Here is a 16446-nt window from a genome sequence, read left to right as displayed (position 1 = left end):
TGTCAAAATACAATGCGTCTGATAAAGCGATTGCCCAAATTGTTGCTGAGAACCTGCCTGAATGACCCAGCACCTTGCGTGTTTTGGAGCAAAGGCTATGAGGGCGCGTCGTAAGGAAGCTGTCGAGGTTATCCTTCAGGATACGACCAGCTACTGAATGGTCTGAATATATAACTGTTTTAGAACTGTTCTTAAGAACCAACAAATGCTATCATGAATTGGAGTTTTAATTAATAGTGTACATGCATTTTAATTATATAGTAGCTATAAAGTAATAAATAGAACCGGAGGCTGTTATTACTAATATGAAAACATATTATTGTGACCTTGAGGTTACGTTGGACATTATCGGAGGGAAGTGGAAGGGGCTTGTTTTGTATTATTTGATTAAAGGTCCAAAGCGCACGAGCGAGTTAAAGAGACTCATACCAAGTATTACTCAAAAAATGCTTATTCAAACGCTTCGAGACCTGGAAACGAGTGGACTGATACATAGAAAAGTGTATAATCAAGTCCCCCCTAAAGTCGAATATTCAACTACTGAACTTGGTCAATCTCTTGAATCTATTTTGAAGAATCTTTGCAACTGGGGTGGAAAATATGCAGAGGAAACATTCGCACAGGATGAGTTCGAAATTTTGCACACGGATTAAAAATAGTATAAAACGAAAACCCCAGGGATATCCTTGGGGTTTTCGTTTATATAAATGGCTATAGAAGAGATTTAGCCCAACAACCTTACAATTGTTTCCTTTTAGTTACTATATAACAAAAAAGTAAGTACTTCTTTTTTAGATATGTTTGATACATAATGTCACTTGTACGATGGAATTACATCTTACACAAGTAAAATCGCTGCGTTGTTATGGTTTGGTTACTATAGCTGTACTAATATAGGCCATACGGCCTCAAGAGGGAGAGGACAGAAATCATGGGGAATTTCAATGGTAAGGTCGTGGTCGTCACTGGAGGGACAAGCGGTATCGGACTTGCTACGGCACAGCGTTTTGTGGAGGAAGGGGCGTATGTCTTCATAACTGGACGCAGACAAAACGAGCTGGACACAGCGGTGAAATTGATTGGGGAACGGGTCACTGGCGTTCAAGGTGACATATCAAATCTAAACGATCTGGACAAACTATTTGAAACGGTGAGACAGGAGAAAGGGCATCTGGACATTCTTTTCGCTAATGCCGGACTTGGCAGCATCCTGCCCTTGGGCCATATTACAGAAGAGCAATACCAGATCACATTCAATGTAAACGTAAAGGGTACTCTTTTCACCATCCAGAAGGCCCTGCCGCTGTTTCCGGACCAGACTGGTTCCATCATTCTTACGGGTTCAACGGCATCTACGATCGGCGATGCAGGGTTTAGCGTGTACGGAGGAACCAAAGCGGCGCTCCGCCAGATGGCGAGAAACTGGGTTATGGACTTAAAGGGTACCGGAATACGAATTAATGTACTGAGCCCAGGAATGATCCATACGCCGGCTTACGACGATTTGTTTGGAGAGGCGTTGGATCAAGTCCTTGAATCCGCTAAGGATACCGTTCCATTGAGCCGCCTTGGTAAAGCAGAGGAGATCGCCAGTGCAGTGATGTTCCTTGCCTCGGAGGAAAGCAGCTATGTCAACGGCATCGAACTATTCGTAGATGGTGGAATGGCACAAATCTAAGCATTCGTTAAAGGCCGCTTAATCAGCGGCCTTTTTATTATGGCTTTAGCCAGTTGAGTGCATGAAACGCGCGAAACAAAAAAACACCCGCTATGCGGGTGGAGGGAACGAGGGTTTGACCACCAAGACCATTCCGATAAAATTGAGATGTTCAGGCTCAAAAGAAAATAAAAACACTATATAGAGGCGAGTGGGCTTTAACTTGGGTCAGTAGTGCTACAGGGAAATACTTAACCCATAGAAAGGAATGAAATAGTTGTTTACTTAGATACGTATTGTGTCTTATAATTTCCACAAAGATACATATCGTATCTCAAAAAGTTTGTATCGCACAAGTAATGTAAGGGTGCTCGCATCTTGGTTCCAGTTTTTGTAGAAAGGAGGGAACCACCGATGGAAACGAAAAAAACGCCTTGGCAGGCACCGGAATTAGAGGTGCTGGATGTGCAGCAAACGATGGCTGGCTATGGATACAGGCAAATTGATTGGATCGAAGAACATGATGCAGACCTATATGATCCATCGTCCTGATGATCATACTTCAAATTGAAAATCGTATTCTTGCTCAAAAGGTCGCCTGTGGGCGGCTTTTTCGATGCTCAGACGCGGGACAAGAACATTGTACCATTCCAAACCAAGACGACTATGTTGATATTGAGCAGCAGCTAAATAAGGCGTAGCATCAGCCTCCTGTTGATGTAACATTTGTTCGAATACGTTGCGAAATTCGTTACGCCGCTCGACAAACATTGTCCAATTGAGGCCTCCACGAAAAAATGATTTCTCCAAAAACGGCTTATACAGACAGTTCATAATATATAACGGGGCCTATTCTATCAAATCCAGTGGTTGAAACACATGTGATACACCAGGGGGGGATGACAAACAAGTCGCCTTTGGAAACCAAAATACATTGGTCCCCAATCTGATAAAGCCCTTCTCCTTCATATACATAAGCGATTTCAACAAAATCATGGTGATGCATCATCGTAAACGGCTCTTCTTTTGTCAGCTTCAAATGGACGGGGGTGAAGGAGTCAAAAAATACTCGTTTATTATGTTAGAACAGGTTCTACACCATTTATAGCGTTGTGAGAGGGGAGTGATCATTTTGAATACTTCTAAACAAATGATGTCTCATAATTCCAATGATCGTTTTAGTAAACTTGGAATTTATAGCGTCCAAAGTGTCTTTATTATTCTGTTCTTGCTGTTAACCCCTGTCTACTATTTGAACAAATGGGATTTTAAACGTCACAAAAAGCGGAATCCTTTCTACACCAGTAAATTGGTTCGATTGCAAGAGCGTTATCCGATTTTCTACGAATTGGCCATGTACGTTCAAAATTTCCCTATTCCTCGTAATGTCTACAAAGTTTTACCCCCTTTAAAGGGCGATGTTCTTCAGGTGGGCTGTGGTACAGGTTTATTGAACAAGTATCTTCGCAAGCAGAAGGATGTTCGTTTTCTCAACATGGATCCGAATTTAAATGCTCTAAAACTTGGAAAGAAGTGGGGAAGGTTTAATTCTTATATCCATGCTTTCATTGATAAGCCGACTTCTTTACCTGATCATAGCTGCGATATGATTTTGTTTGCAAGAAGCTTTCATCACATTCGCTATCACAAAAAAGCCTTCATAGAGAGCTGCAGACTGTTACGTGACGGTGGATCTATCATTATTGCGGACCCGGTTGTTCTCAAGTCTCTTTCAGGTTCTGTAACGGACGGTGGTTATATGGCGAACTCTTCGATTGATGGTGTAATTTGGAGATTTACCAAAGAAACATTAATTACTCACATAGAGCGCTGTCTTCCTCCTGAATTAAAGATAGAATCAGTAACCGAAACGAGACAAGTGCATGTAACGAATTATAATTTATTTGTACCTCAGACAGATATCGTAGTGGTACTGCGAAAAAGGGAGGCTGTATAAAATGACAACTAAATTTATTTATGGTGTTTGAAATCTGCAGCATTATTCAATGTTTATCCGTTGCTCAGCCAGAAACATGTCTTGCGGATAATATAGGTAAAGGTATCTCTCCACAGAGGTGCCTTTTTTGTTTTTAGGAACCAAGTCTTGTCCCAAGCTGAAGACAAGATCATTGTGTAGGCTGCAACGTTTGTCGTGTCAAGGGAAGATGAGTTGCACGGGAATAACGGCGTTCTTAGGAGAATAGATATCATCCATTTGTTCACGTAACAGCTTTACGGCTGTTCGTGCCATTTCCTGTTCATCCTGCTGCACATAAGCTACGCCTGAAAGATGTGGATTATCAAAAGATAGCAAGTCGATATTTGAGTGAACGTTCAGAAGACTGATAGCGGCGGATGTAAGGCGTGCTGTTTCTTCAGTCAAGGAAAAGGCTGCCGAAATTCCACTGTGGTTCTGCAAGAAGTTGCTTACATAGTCCAATGCTTGCTCGCTGCGTAGAATGTCGAGAGGGATGTGACACCACAAGCTCTTGTCAATCGAAATGCCTTGATCTGTGTACGCCTGCTCGAAGCCGAGCGTGCGATCCTCGACGGCTGTATTGGCATTTTCAGGTGAGATGAGCGCAATCTGCTGATGACTCTTGGATAACAAATGGGATACAGCTTTACACGCACCGCCGTAATTGTCGGATGTAATGGTGTACGTCTCAATGTTGCGCAGATAGCGGTCGATGAACACACACGGGAATTTATCGAGCGACAGACGCAGTAATGATTCGTTATACTTCTCATCTTCTGTTGGAAAAACGATCAACCCCTTCACACCGAGCTCCGTTAGTGTACGAATGACGTTTGATTCGATAGAGGAGGACTCGCGCGTGATGCTTAGTACCATGCTGAGGCCGGCTTCTTGTAGGAAGTGTTCCGTGTAGTCAACGAGCTTCTGGATGACAGGGGTTCTCATCGTCGGAATGATGAAGCCGATGAGCGGCATGGAGCACGCGCTGCTTGGGGATGGCGAGAAATTGATGCTAGAAACAACAAGACTAGAAGAGACGAATGAGCCTTTGCCTTGTACGCGTATAATTAATCCTTCGTCAGCTAGTAGGGTTAGGGCGTTCCTGACGGTTATTTTACTTACTCTGAATTCGTCCATTAGTTCTTGTTCAGAAAGAATGCGGTCCGTTGGCCGAAGCTGCCCTGATTTAATTTTCTGTATAATGTTTTCTCGAATTTGTTTGTAGAGCGCCAGCTTTTTCAAAGAGTAGCATCTTCCCATAAACTTTATGATTTTATAATCAATTGGTTATATAAAGCTTATTTCATATATATTATAATACGGCATGTAAAGCGCTTACAATATGGAATCTGAGAAATTGTTGCGAAGGGGTCTTTTCTTTGAAAGGTTAGAATTATGTTAAGGATGGTGGTGCCAAGATGGATTGTAACCGCTTAAATTAACAGAACTAACTAGTCAGCCGACTTTTCAAATGCATAACAAAAAGAGAGGATGACGAACAATTGAAAAAACGCAGTGCTTTAATCTCCATCGTTACAATCCTTATTATGTCACTTGTTTTTACTGCATGTGGTAATCCTTCTGGTTCAAAAACGGAAACACAACAATTAGGCGCTAATGCCGGTGAGAATGCAACAGAATTATCATTTTGGACATTCGCAGATTTGCACGGCAAGCATTTGGATAAAATGCTGGGGTTATGGAACCAACAGAACCCAGACAAACAGATTAAGTTGAATGTAACGGTTATGCCTTACGATGATATGCACAACAAGCTCTTATTGGCAGTTACAAGCGGAAAAGGTGCTCCTGATATCGCGGATATTGAGCTTGGTCAATTCCCTAAATTCTTGGAAGGTGACAACGTTCCCCTGGAATCTTTGAATGATGTATTTGCACCATACAAAGACGTTGTTGTTCCTTCACGTGTCGAGATTTACTCCAAAGCCGATCAGGTTTATGGCTTTGATTATCACGTAGGTGCTACGCTTGCTTTCTACAACACTGAAATTCTCGAACAAGCAGGTGTTGACTACAAGACAATCAAAACGTGGGAAGATTACAAACAAGCAGGTATCAAGGTTTACGAAAAGACTGGCAAGTACTTAGGTACTGCTGATACATCAGCTTCGTGGCAAGCATCGCTGCTACTAGCTCAGCAAAATGCCGATTTTACAGATGAAAATGGTACTCCAAAAGTGAACTCGCCTGAAATGATTAAAGCGTATGAAATGTTAGTCGATCTGCAGAAGAACAATGTTATTCATACGATCCCTGGCGGACAACCCGACACAGAAGAAGCAAAAGGTGAATATAACAAAGGCAACTACGCAAGTGCATTGATGCCTGAGTGGTATATGTCCCGCTTTGTAAACGAAATGAAAGACCTTAAAGGTAAGTATGCAATAGCTCCATTGCCTGTATTCGAAGAAGGTAATCCTCGTTCCGTTGGCTTAGGCGGTACTGGCACAGTTGTTACTAAGAATGGTAAAGACGTTCTGTTGGCAAAAGAATTTGTAGCCTTTGCTAAGCTTTCGAAAGAAGCTACTACAGAAATCTGGAATACACTTGGATTTGACCCAATCAACATGGAAGTATGGAAAGATGATGCAGTTACGAAAAACCCTGAGAATGAATACGTCCAATACTTTAAAACAAATGCATTTGATACTTTGAATGAAATCAAAGACGAAATTAGAGCGATTAAGTCCGTTAAAGCTTCACCAACCATCGGCAATATATTCAATACGGTTACTTTGAATGCTATCTTTGAAGATGGCCAAGACGTGAAGGAAGCGTTGGATGAAGCACAAGCAGCAATTGAACAAGAATTGAAATAAATATAATAAGTAAATGATTTGATTAAACCTGTCGGCAGGTACAGAGGTCGGCAGGTTTAACCATAGTCAAGGGAGATTGAGAATATGATAAAGAAATTTGTATACTCTCAAAAAGTTGCACCTTATGTTTTTGTATTGCCATTTATACTCATATTTTTGATATTCTGGTTTTTTCCGCTTGTAAATTCATTCGTAATGAGCTTTCAAGATAGGATGCTGGGACAGGATCCTAAATGGATTGGTGAAGCAAATTATTCGAAATTACTTACTGATAAAGTGTTTTTGACATCTATTAAAAATAGCATTGTGTACATGTTAGGAACCTTAGTGCTGTTGATTCCTTTTCCCATGTTATTCGCCGTTATGATCAACAGTAAGTTAATGATGGGAAGAGAGTTTTTTAAATCTTCTTTCTTTCTCCCTGCATTGACATCTGTCGCAGTTGCGGGTACCATTTTCCGCCTTACATTCGGTGAGATGGAAGGTTCATTAATGAACAGTTTCCTAGGTCTATTTGGTGTAGAGCCTATCAAATTTTTGAAAGACGGAAATTGGAGTATGGCAGCACTGTTAATCCTCGCATGTTGGAGATGGACAGGCGTTAATATGCTTTACTATCTATCGGGTTTGAAGAGCATTGACAATGAATATTATGAGGCTGCTTCAATTGACGGTGCATCTGCTTGGCAGAAGTTTAGAACGATCACAATGCCATTATTGAAGCCGACCACGGTATATGTTACCACAATTAGTGTTTATGCAGGTTTAGCAATGTTTACCGAGAGCCTGATGATGTTCAACGGTAACAAATCACCCCAAAATATTGGCTTAACCATTGTTGGATATCTGTATAGACAAGGGATTGAGCAGAATAAGCTGGGTTACGCAGCTGCAGTTGGTATCGTTCTGTTAGTCATTGCTATGGTTATCAATTTAACGCAGTTGAAATTTAGTGGAATGTTCAAAAAGGAGGAGGATTAAAGTGGGCAGAAGTCAGACGAGGAGTGATTTCATCTCTAGAATAGTAATTATTTGTTTATTCATTATACTATTCGTTATAATTATGATCCCATTCTACGCAGTGGCCCTATCTTCCTTTAAACCAGGTGAATCATTAGTTAGATATGGTCTTAACCTAAGTTTGGATTTTGAAATCATGAGTTTTGATAATTTCATCTTTCTGTTTACTGGAGAACATGATTATTTTGTGTGGTTTTGGAACAGTATGATTTTAACAATCGTTCAAGTGGTTTTAACACTTTTTGTAAGCGCATTTGTTGCATATGGTTTTGCAGCATATCATTTTAAAGGTAAGAACTTCCTCTTTATATGTGTTTTGCTCATTATGATGGTGCCTTTCGAAATACTGCTGGTTCCTTTGTACAGCCTAATTAATGATTTGGGAATGGTGAATAGCTATACGGCAATCATTCTGCCCGGTATAGCCAATGCCGCGACAATATTTTTCTTCAGGCAATATCTACGAAGCATACCCAAAGAGATTATTCAATCTGGGCGGGTTGATGGCGCAAACGAGTATGCGATTTATTTCAGACTAATTATGCCGATTATGAAGCCATCGTTTGCAGCAATGGCTATATTGAATGGTATGAATAGCTGGAATAATCTATTGTGGCCATTCATGGTGTTGGGAGATCAGAGTAAATATACACTTCCAATCGGTTTGAAAACGTTGTTAACTCCTTATGGCAATAACTATGATTTATTGATCGTGGGCTCCTTCTTCTCCATCATTCCAATTTTCATACTATTCATTGCTTTTCAGAAATATTTCATAGACGGTATGACTGCAGGCGCTGTTAAAGGGTAATCTATATTATGATGAAACAGGTGATAAGATGGAAATCCAACAACGAGCGTCACACGACATTCAACCATTAATTGAACAGAGAGCTGATCCTTTTATTTGCAGACATTCGGATGGTTATTATTACTTCGTAGCATCCGTTCCGGAGTATGATCGGATTGAAATCCGTAGAGCCCAGAACCTTGAGAAGCTTGTTACATCAACTCCTGTAGTGATCTGGAGAAAGCGCGAGACTGGTATCCTTAGTGCTAATATTTGGGCACCCGAACTGCATTTTATTGATGACAAATGGTACGTGTATTTCGCTGCCGCACACACGACGGAAACGAATGAAGGCTTGTTCGACCATCGGATGTACGTGCTAGAGAATGAAAATGACAATCCGCTCGAAGGCAGTTGGATGGAAAGAGGGCAGGTTCGTACCGAATGGGAAAGCTTCGCCCTCGATGCCACTACCTTTGAGCATAATGGCAGCCGTTATTACGTATGGGCACAAAAGGATCCGAACATCGGAGGTAACTCTAATCTGTATATATCTAAAATGAGCAATCCATGGACGCTGACTGGGCCGCAAACGATGATTTCGCTGCCGGAATATGACTGGGAGATCATTGGTTATAAAGTGAACGAAGGCGCGGCATTTCTTCGCAAGGGTAATCTGGTATTCCTCTCTTATTCGGCTAGCGCCACCGATTTCAATCAATTATTGCATGGGCCTACTTGAAGCCGATGCGGATGCTGATTTGCTCGATGCCTCCTCATGGCGCAAGTCGCAAACAGCGGTTCTCTCGACAGATGAGAGCATCTCAATGTATGGTCCCGGTCATAATTCCTTCACGGTGTCAGAGGACGACGAAGAGACGCTATTTGTGTTTCACGCAAGAACGTACAAGAACATTATAGGAGATCCGCTGTACGATCCGAATCGCCATACATTTGTGACAGCGCTTTTGTGGACGGCTGACGGCAGACCCGATTTCCGCGGTTCTGTTGCAGCACTTGCACGTTCTTTACAATGAACGAGTGTCCCAACAAGGTTGGTTGATGGATTTGAGTTCGTTTATCCAACTTGCCAAAGAGAGACAGTAAGAACATCGAAGGCACCCTACTGGGTGCCTTCGATTTCGCTCTACAGATAATACGCCGAACCGTATCATAAGGGCAGGATAGTTTAACAAATAAGTCGAAGAGTTGAGTGGGGCTAACCTTGCTTAAAGAGGAAAGAGATAACGTTAAATTATAAAAATGTTATGTTGTTCACACTTAAATTAACCATGAATTAACCAAAAGTGAGGAAAAAATACTTGTGATAATTTTGGGTTTTATCGAACAAATGGCTTTAAGTAATGATGTTGATGTTCGAAATGTGACTAACGACTCGAAATATCTAGGGGAACAAACAAATGTATTGTCTAAAGAAATTGAGGCGAGTTATGGAAGAAGTTGCAATCTAAAGATTCGGGAAACGATAGCTCAATAAAACCGAGGATAGGGAAGGTTATCATCAAACAGCTTAGCGACTTTTTTTATTGTCGAGGGACAAGAAAATTGTGTCATTTCGGATTAGGTAGATATCTAAATAGCATCATGATGGAACTTTCATGGCGAGATAAACACAACTCGAGAGCCTGTGATATATTTATTAATAAGCATACCAAATAACCTTCCAATCCGAGCTTAATTGGAAGGTTATACCATTATTTTATTATACCGAACGGAACGATTTCTTACTTTTCAAAATGGCATACAACCAATGAACTAGCTTGTTCGCACATGCTATCAATGCCACTTTGTGAGGTTTGCCTTCAGCTCTCTTGCGTTCGTAAAACTCTTTAATTCGAGTGTTGCGAGATCGGATTAGGCCACACTGTATCGCCATAACTAGTGCGTACCTAAGCTGCCTGGAACCACATTTGGTAATTCGATTCCGGGTTGCTGTAAATCTACCTGAAGCAAAAACACTGGGATCTATGCCTGCAAAGGCAACTAGTTTCTTAGGATGATCAAATCTATTTAAACCTTCGACTTCACCAATTTCCGATAAAATTGTTGCAGCAATTTTAGGGCCAATACCGGGAATCGACTGGATTAAATCATACTCTTCAATCTCAGTAGCCAGGGCATCGATGGTTTTCTCCAACATAGCAAGATGCTCCTGGTACTGAAGAATAAGGCTAATTAAGATCTTAAGATTGATGAGGTGGCTCTCATACATAGTTTGCTGAAATGGATTTTGTTTTGCAGCCACCATCAACCGTTGAACCCGTTCATTAATCCACCTCTCTGATCGCCCACGTTTTGAAGATAGCAGTGCGTTGATTGTCATTTTAAGTGTCTCTTCACTGACTTTTAAAACATAGGATGAGGTCGGAAACTCATGCAAGAAGCGAAGAGATACGTTAGAGTACATAGCCCCAAAAACACCTTTATACGCTGGGAAGACCTGATCCAGAACAGCTTGGAATTGCAACTTTGTCTGCACACACATCTTAGAGAAGGACTCGTGTTGTCGCGTCAGGTAACGTATATTAAGAAGTTGCACGCCTCTTTTTTGAATGGTTCGAATTCCTCTCTATAGTACAGCTCGCCCAAAAGATATGCGTCAGCAGCAGCCGTTTTCACTTTACGGAGATTCGTTTTTCGAAACCGATTGGAAATGAGCGAATTTAAGAATAATTCTCAATTTATTTGAATTTTATTTTTTTGTTTGTAAAGGTATACCTTTAGAGACGAATTTTCTTACTTAGTATGTGGAATTTGTTTCTACGGTGTGTCGTCCATATAGGCGCTTATTCTAACTTTTTTTGGACTCTGTTACAAAATAATGAATAAAAGGAAACTATTTTCCTTTTTAGGTGTCTATATATGTGAGGGAAATCCTCAAAACTGGTTATAAGGAGCGTGAATGTTATTGAAATTTAAGAAGACTTGGTTAATTGCGGGTACGTTTGGCCTAAGCTTCAGCTTAATGGGCAACGTGACAGGAGACCAACTCGGGTCAGGAAAAGAAATCCAAATCCAGGCCTAGCAGCATTCAGTTCTATAAAACACTCCCAGGTGCGTCGGACAACGAGAAAGAAAAAGCCCTCATTGAACATGCAGATGCTATCGAACTGGTATCTAAGCAATTGCATACAGATGGTATCAATCTTGAAGAGGAAATGTTGTGACGAAATATTAAAAAATAGGAGGTTTTTTATTATGTTAAAGGCGAAAAAAATCTTTTTGCCAGTATTAATGATTTTGTCTATTTTCTGTTTAAGTTTATCTCCAAATTTGAGTGTTACAGCACAAGCGGATAACAGCCAAGATTTTGCTGTAGTTATAGGTAATGAAGCCAAGGAATTGATCGATGCAACGCTACATGGAGTAGAAGCAGGTGAAATTGAGAATATCGCCCCTGTCTCTGCTTTTGATTTGGAAAAATCGAGTGTGTACACGGTTGGCGGTGGAGTTACGGTTGTTACAGTTCCTTTGCATGGGGATTACAGCCTTCCTAGTAACGTAACAGTATTCTTCGATGAGGATAATACCGTATTGCAGACAAATGAAATGCTGGTGACCAAGAATGAGGCAGGAAACTTCCGAGTTGAGACGTATTTGAATGGATCAGTTGTTAAATCCGTGGACACTGACAGACCTTATATCACAGATGAAGAAATGCTTGCAGAAGAGCCAGTTAACTCTGGAGTGCAACCAAATAGTGTAGGCGCAGTAGCAACTTGTCTTGGAGCAGTACTTGGAATTGGTGGTACGGCGGCTTATATTATTGCGGTCGCGTGTGGGGGATCGTGTGCAGTACCGACACCAGTGACTGCTCCGATATGTGCTGCATGTATTGGTGCATATGCACTTCTTGGTGGTGGTGCTATCGCTGGGGCAGTAGCTTGTTTCAATTACCTGTGAGGTGATTTGATGAACAAGATTTTAGCGATCTCGGTTTTGGGGATGGGTTTAACTGGTGCTGTTTTAATCATCTCAGTTGCTCTGTTGTTTAACTCTCCAATAGGCAATGTGTTGAAGATGGTTACCGCTGCTTCAGCAGCATCGTTTATTGTATTTGCTGTCTCGGCTTTGGTATTTCGTCGGCGATTAGATGTTGAAAAAAGAGAGTAATATATTTATACTTCCTCACTTTAGGACGAAAGATTCCCAGTAGCAATCCTAACAAATGTTTCTACTCAAGAAAAAAGCATCTCCTCCAGGAGATGTTTTTTTCTGCTTATCTTCAGAAAATAATGAAATATATCTCCTCCAACGTGCATTCTCCCCTACAAACACCCATGCCAGAAAATAGAATCTTCTGTTTTATAATATATATAGTTTATTTCTATTGAGCTGTGTCCAGCCCTAACCTCAAATTTTCAGCAGCCCTCACCGGCAAGCCGGTTAACTTTACCCTTGCTTTCGGATCTACTCCTGTAAGTGTTTGTGGACCAGCCGTTTTTGTGACAAGGGTTTGGGAGAGCGGCGGCGAGACGTTTGACGAGTATAAGTCTCTGTTAGCCGGGGAAGCAGCAGCTATTGTAGAACTGTTAAGACGGGATCGGTATCTTTTTGATCCAAGCGAATTACATAGACATTTAGGATGGGAACTGTAATGTTCGGTTTTTAAGACACTTTAGACTCATGGCCAGATTATTGATAAGGGAACGAAAGAGCAGGAATTGCATGCAGGTTTCACCTAATACTTCAATAAGCTGCACTGCCTTTGTAGAAAGAGATTGTTTCGCCAAAGGTACATTACAGCATGTTGTTATCACCGTGAAAGAGAATTTGGAGGACAGTAAATTTGTACAATTGCTTACTTTTAATGATTTGACGGGTAAACCAATAGATATTGATTTCCGTGGAAACACAGCTGAGGTGCTTGAGCGGTTAAACAGCCAAGCTGGATATATACCGGATACGAAAGAACATGAACAACCTGCTCGCAGGGTTGGCCGTCCCAAGCTAGGAGTGGTGTCTGGTGAAGTTACTTTGCTTCCTCGACATTGGGACTGGCTTAAAGCTCAACCTGGAGGAGCCTCCGTAACGCTGCGAAGATTGATAGATGAAGCTCGCCGCTCGGGGGGGGAAACGAAAGTAAAGTTCGCACAGCACAGCAAGTTATCATTTTATGACTGCAATGGCGGGCGATTCCCCTCAATATGAGGAGGTTTTGAGAGCACTGTATGCCGGGAATAAAGATCACTTTTACGGATTAATTGATGATTGGACACCCGATATTAGAGACTATATTAAGACTTTAGCCAAGGGTGCATTCATACAGGAAGAGAGTTAATAGCCACGTAAACGATGTGCACAACAGCAGATAAAGAAGGAAAGTGGGGTGGGGTATGGAACGTGACTGAATCATCTGGTTACATTGAACCGACTCAAAACAGTGGCATGAAACTTGTGCGGCGAAACATCAAAGGCAGTATATTCATGTTGAATCTGTTGCGTTTTCGTAAAATCGCAGACTATACATCTCACCCTGAACTCGCCCCTAACCAAACATCTCACCCTGAACTCGCCCCTAACCAAACCATTAGCGGGGAAGAAGCTTTCCAGTGTTATATTCAACACACGCTCCCGTTCCTATAAGAAAGTGGGGGCGAGATTGTTTTTATGGGCAAAGGCGGAGAATACCTGATTGCTCCAGAAGCTGAACATTGGGATTTTGTCATGTTAGTTCGTCAGAGCAGCATAGAGTCGTTCCTGGCCTTTTCGAATCATGTATCTTACTTGGAAGGGACTGGACACCTGTTGTCGAGGGACAAGAACATATTCCCATTGAAGTCGCTATTTTAGCGGCTTTTTTATTTTATCGGTACAAGTTCTTGTCCCAAGCTAAGGACAAGAACTTGTACCGATTACCGAAATGGACAAGAACATAGACCGATTGCCGATTAGGTGTATATCTAAATAATCAGCATATGCACTTATTCGGGAACAACTATAAGAATAATGTTACATTAATTAAATCCAAACCCCCGAGTTAGCTGTCTATATAACAGGAGGTGAACGACAATGATCGATGCACAGCAACAAATCAACGCCGCACAAAACGGAGATCACGATGCCTTCGTTTCTCTTATAAAGGATCGAACGGATAAGCTGCACCGAGTGGCTCGCCATTATGTACGGGAGTCCAAAGATGCGGAGGATATCGTTCAGGATGCCCTGGTTAAGGCTTATGAGTCACCGCAAACGCTGCAGCAAGCCGAAGCGTTTGAGAGCTGGCTTACCAGAATTGTGGTGAACCGGGCGCTCAATCATTTGGAGAAATCCAAGCGTATTCACCTGAGCGAAGACCCGCAGGCGCAAGAGCCATTGGTCGTTAATGATATCGATCAAACCCTGGATCTGGAGCGTGCATTGGCCAGTCTGAATCCGAAGCTGCGTCAGCTCCTGTTCTTAAAATATAAGAAGGACCTGACCCAGCAGCAAATCGCCCATCTCCTGGATATGCCATTAGGTACTGTAAAAACACAATTACGGAAGGGGCTGGAACATTTGCGCAACGAAATGGCTCAAGATTTTCTCGAACGAGACCTGGATACATTACGCCTGCAGTTAAGACAACAGGCAGAGCACCAGTTTGCCGTTTCACCGGATTATGATCTGATCGTCAATGACTATCAAGAGAACACCATGAGGGGAACAGGGAAGGGAGAAGCGGGATTCTTATGGGTTAAAACGGGGAGTGATGACGCCGTTTCTGCCACACTCTCCAGGGACGGCAACTTGCTAGACTATGCCATTTCCTGGGCCTCATTGGACAACGAGACACGGATATCTGAGGAGGAGCTCAAACAGCAGGCAGAGCAATTCCTGGAAGATCATTATCCCGGCGCACTGCGTGATTTTCCGTATTGTGAGATGGAGTGGATGGAAGGGATGTTTGGGTACACACGACAGCAGAAGGCGATGGGGCTGCCGCTTCCTGAGACGGGATGCCTGATTATGGTTCACCCCAGCGGTCGCGTGGTCGGATTTAGGTACCTCGGAACCGTTCCAGGGCCAGCACTCCCAACCATGATCGCACCAGAAGAGGAACAGATGGCGTGTATGAAGGCGAATTTTTTGCTACATGTGGAATATTGCGTATTGGACAAAGCCGTGTACACGGATGGTGACGATCAGGTCCATCTTGTTTACGCCCCCCGAAGTAGAGGACTAATCTATACTGCATCATCACAGGAGGAAGTTCCGACAGCCTATAGGGCAGAAGCTGTCCCCTCTGACCCAAGAACTCTGGACGAGTGGCCAGGTGAGTTCCCGCCCGCACGAAGCCTAGAAGAGTGGATTAGCGTAGACAACGACCAATTTCAGTTAGTACAAGACGAAAATATTGGCTCGAACACCAAGTTGATGGTGTGGAAGCAACAGAATGAAGAGCGTCCAGCCAAGAATGACCGGTCTTGGAAGGCCTATTGGGCTGATCAGATGGAGGGAACGGTCAAGGCGCGAGTAGACAGCCAAACCGGACAACTGATTGACTTTGTTTCGCATGGTAAGCCAGATCAACTAGCTCCATTAACCTGGGATCGAGACGCATGTATAGAAGTAGCTATGGACTATGTCCGAGGACTAGCAGCCGAAATGTTGCCGTATCTCAAGCTTCTAACTGAAGAGACTGACGACGAAGATCGTTTGGAAATCATTCGCTTTGGTGTATATGTTCAAGACGTATCTGTCAGGGATGAATGCTATCAACTAGCTGTTGACCGCTCTAATGGGAGGGTCAAAAGTTTGATGTCCCCCTCCATAAGGCCAGAACAGTTAAAGAAGCTGGAGACCGTGCCTTCATTTGATTACCAGACAGCCATCCTCCGATGGACAGCACAGGCCAAGCTGCGTCTGCAATGGGAACGGATGCACAATGCTCGGCCGGAAGAGGCCCCGTACGAACTAGTGTATCGAATGATTGGTAGCGAGCACGAGCGGACGCCCGAAGTGCTTGATGCGCATACGGGGAAGTTATACGAAAATACTTTTTACTGACAAACAAAAACATCTAGCCCGAAACTAAGGGCTGGAAGGCATTCAAAAGCCTGCGGACGTAGAACAGCATTGGAAGGAGGTTGGTGTCCATTCCAGAATGCCCATCGATGGTTCCTTATGGAAGGACGATCCCATCCTTTCTTCCTATCCA

17 protein-coding genes and 2 pseudogenes are annotated in these 16446 nt (G+C 42.6%); 15 read left to right on the top strand and 4 right to left on the bottom strand.

All coding sequences use genetic code 11. From position 1 onward, the window contains the following. Positions 1-305 precede the first annotated feature (305 nt). From J2Z28_RS18690 to J2Z28_RS18680, 3 genes are all read left to right on the top strand, one after another. Positions 306-653, top strand: coding sequence for a winged helix-turn-helix transcriptional regulator (locus tag J2Z28_RS18690; protein ID WP_244988390.1), 348 nt, complete (start codon positions 306-308; stop codon positions 651-653). A 278-nt stretch (positions 654-931) separates the two neighbouring features. Beyond that, entirely contained in the window at positions 932-1678 is a 747-nt protein-coding gene (locus J2Z28_RS18685; protein ID WP_211083628.1) for an SDR family NAD(P)-dependent oxidoreductase, read from the top strand. Between the two features lie 393 nt (positions 1679-2071). Continuing rightward, positions 2072-2209, top strand: a complete 138-nt coding sequence (locus tag J2Z28_RS18680; RefSeq protein WP_211083627.1) for a paeninodin family lasso peptide — start codon at positions 2072-2074, stop codon at positions 2207-2209. Between the two features lie 3 nt (positions 2210-2212). Here the strand turns inward: J2Z28_RS18680 and J2Z28_RS18675 are convergent, their stop codons facing one another. Both J2Z28_RS18675 and J2Z28_RS31825 read right to left on the bottom strand, forming a co-directional pair. Then, positions 2213-2428, bottom strand: a complete 216-nt coding sequence (locus tag J2Z28_RS18675) for a hypothetical protein (protein WP_211083626.1) — start codon at positions 2426-2428, stop codon at positions 2213-2215. Between the two features lie 46 nt (positions 2429-2474). Then, complete coding sequence (locus J2Z28_RS31825) at positions 2475-2663, bottom strand: cupin domain-containing protein (RefSeq protein ID WP_415841496.1); 189 nt, start codon at positions 2661-2663, stop codon at positions 2475-2477. A 126-nt stretch (positions 2664-2789) separates the two neighbouring features. Between J2Z28_RS31825 and J2Z28_RS18665 the strand changes: the two genes are divergently transcribed. Then, complete coding sequence (locus tag J2Z28_RS18665) at positions 2790-3614, top strand: class I SAM-dependent methyltransferase (protein ID WP_211083624.1); 825 nt, start codon at positions 2790-2792, stop codon at positions 3612-3614. Between the two features lie 198 nt (positions 3615-3812). On the opposite strand, the gene J2Z28_RS18660 is transcribed toward J2Z28_RS18665, so the two are convergent. After that, positions 3813-4877, bottom strand: a complete 1065-nt coding sequence (locus tag J2Z28_RS18660) for a GntR family transcriptional regulator (RefSeq protein ID WP_211083623.1) — start codon at positions 4875-4877, stop codon at positions 3813-3815. 260 nt (positions 4878-5137) lie between these two features. Here J2Z28_RS18660 and J2Z28_RS18655 point away from each other — a divergent pair, with 260 nt between their 5' ends. From J2Z28_RS18655 to J2Z28_RS18640, 4 genes and pseudogenes are all read left to right on the top strand, one after another. Further along, a complete protein-coding gene (locus J2Z28_RS18655) occupies positions 5138-6475 on the top strand; it encodes an ABC transporter substrate-binding protein (protein ID WP_211083622.1) in 1338 nt (445 codons plus the stop codon). 84 nt (positions 6476-6559) lie between these two features. Continuing rightward, on the top strand, positions 6560-7456 hold the full coding sequence (locus tag J2Z28_RS18650) for a carbohydrate ABC transporter permease (RefSeq protein WP_105408707.1): 897 nt from the start codon (positions 6560-6562) through the stop codon (positions 7454-7456). A gap of 31 nt (positions 7457-7487) precedes the next feature. Beyond that, the gene (locus tag J2Z28_RS18645; RefSeq protein WP_415841495.1) at positions 7488-8306 is read left to right on the top strand and encodes a carbohydrate ABC transporter permease; all 819 of its coding nucleotides are present in this window, start codon (positions 7488-7490) and stop codon (positions 8304-8306) included. A gap of 28 nt (positions 8307-8334) precedes the next feature. Then, a pseudogene (locus tag J2Z28_RS18640) lies at positions 8335-9322 on the top strand (glycoside hydrolase family 43 protein). Between the two features lie 686 nt (positions 9323-10008). Here J2Z28_RS18640 and J2Z28_RS18635 read toward each other — a convergent pair. Beyond that, positions 10009-10979: pseudogene (locus tag J2Z28_RS18635) on the bottom strand (IS110 family RNA-guided transposase); the annotation flags it as partial. Between the two features lie 525 nt (positions 10980-11504). On the opposite strand from J2Z28_RS18635, the gene J2Z28_RS18630 reads away from it, so the two are divergent. From J2Z28_RS18630 to J2Z28_RS18610, 7 genes are all read left to right on the top strand, one after another. Then, entirely contained in the window at positions 11505-12209 is a 705-nt protein-coding gene (locus tag J2Z28_RS18630) for a hypothetical protein (protein ID WP_211083621.1), read from the top strand. Positions 12210-12218: 9 nt separating this feature from the next. Next, positions 12219-12419: a hypothetical protein gene (locus tag J2Z28_RS18625; protein ID WP_211083620.1), complete on the top strand. Its 201-nt coding sequence runs from the start codon at positions 12219-12221 to the stop codon at positions 12417-12419. Between the two features lie 555 nt (positions 12420-12974). Next, on the top strand, positions 12975-13457 hold the full coding sequence (locus J2Z28_RS18620) for a DUF2239 family protein (RefSeq protein ID WP_342357521.1): 483 nt from the start codon (positions 12975-12977) through the stop codon (positions 13455-13457). Beyond that, a complete protein-coding gene (locus J2Z28_RS31700; RefSeq protein ID WP_342357520.1) occupies positions 13423-13587 on the top strand; it encodes a DUF2239 family protein in 165 nt (54 codons plus the stop codon). The genes J2Z28_RS18620 and J2Z28_RS31700 overlap by 35 nt, the downstream gene beginning before the upstream one ends. A gap of 62 nt (positions 13588-13649) precedes the next feature. Further along, on the top strand, positions 13650-13892 hold the full coding sequence (locus J2Z28_RS31290; protein WP_244988388.1) for a hypothetical protein: 243 nt from the start codon (positions 13650-13652) through the stop codon (positions 13890-13892). A gap of 24 nt (positions 13893-13916) precedes the next feature. Next, a complete protein-coding gene (locus tag J2Z28_RS31285) occupies positions 13917-14099 on the top strand; it encodes a hypothetical protein (protein ID WP_244988387.1) in 183 nt (60 codons plus the stop codon). Between the two features lie 219 nt (positions 14100-14318). After that, on the top strand, positions 14319-16295 hold the full coding sequence (locus J2Z28_RS18610; protein ID WP_211083619.1) for a sigma-70 family RNA polymerase sigma factor: 1977 nt from the start codon (positions 14319-14321) through the stop codon (positions 16293-16295). Positions 16296-16446 lie beyond the last annotated feature (151 nt).

It is taken from the genome of Paenibacillus xylanexedens (assembly GCF_017874615.1).
Taxonomy (GTDB): Bacteria; Bacillota; Bacilli; order Paenibacillales; family Paenibacillaceae; genus Paenibacillus; species Paenibacillus xylanexedens.
The sequence above is the reverse complement of the archived record's forward strand: the minus strand, read 5'-3'. Positions and strand labels throughout refer to the sequence as shown.

Excerpts from the sequence above, each read along its gene's own strand:
- J2Z28_RS18685 (WP_211083628.1), top strand. The coding sequence starts at position 932 with ATGGGGAATTTCAATGGTAAGGTCGTGGTCGTCACTGGAGGGACAAGC.
- J2Z28_RS31825 (WP_415841496.1), bottom strand. The coding sequence starts at position 2,663 with ATGCATCACCATGATTTTGTTGAAATCGCTTATGTATATGAAGGAGAA.
- J2Z28_RS18680 (WP_211083627.1), top strand. The coding sequence starts at position 2,072 with ATGGAAACGAAAAAAACGCCTTGGCAGGCACCGGAATTAGAGGTGCTG.
- J2Z28_RS31700 (WP_342357520.1), top strand. The coding sequence starts at position 13,423 with ATGACTGCAATGGCGGGCGATTCCCCTCAATATGAGGAGGTTTTGAGA.
- J2Z28_RS18675 (WP_211083626.1), bottom strand. The coding sequence starts at position 2,428 with ATGTTTGTCGAGCGGCGTAACGAATTTCGCAACGTATTCGAACAAATG.
- J2Z28_RS18610 (WP_211083619.1), top strand. The coding sequence starts at position 14,319 with ATGATCGATGCACAGCAACAAATCAACGCCGCACAAAACGGAGATCAC.
- J2Z28_RS18630 (WP_211083621.1), top strand. The coding sequence starts at position 11,505 with ATGTTAAAGGCGAAAAAAATCTTTTTGCCAGTATTAATGATTTTGTCT.
- J2Z28_RS18625 (WP_211083620.1), top strand. The coding sequence starts at position 12,219 with ATGAACAAGATTTTAGCGATCTCGGTTTTGGGGATGGGTTTAACTGGT.
- J2Z28_RS18690 (WP_244988390.1), top strand. The coding sequence starts at position 306 with ATGAAAACATATTATTGTGACCTTGAGGTTACGTTGGACATTATCGGA.
- J2Z28_RS31285 (WP_244988387.1), top strand. The coding sequence starts at position 13,917 with ATGGGCAAAGGCGGAGAATACCTGATTGCTCCAGAAGCTGAACATTGG.
- J2Z28_RS18650 (WP_105408707.1), top strand. The coding sequence starts at position 6,560 with ATGATAAAGAAATTTGTATACTCTCAAAAAGTTGCACCTTATGTTTTT.
- J2Z28_RS18620 (WP_342357521.1), top strand. The coding sequence starts at position 12,975 with ATGCAGGTTTCACCTAATACTTCAATAAGCTGCACTGCCTTTGTAGAA.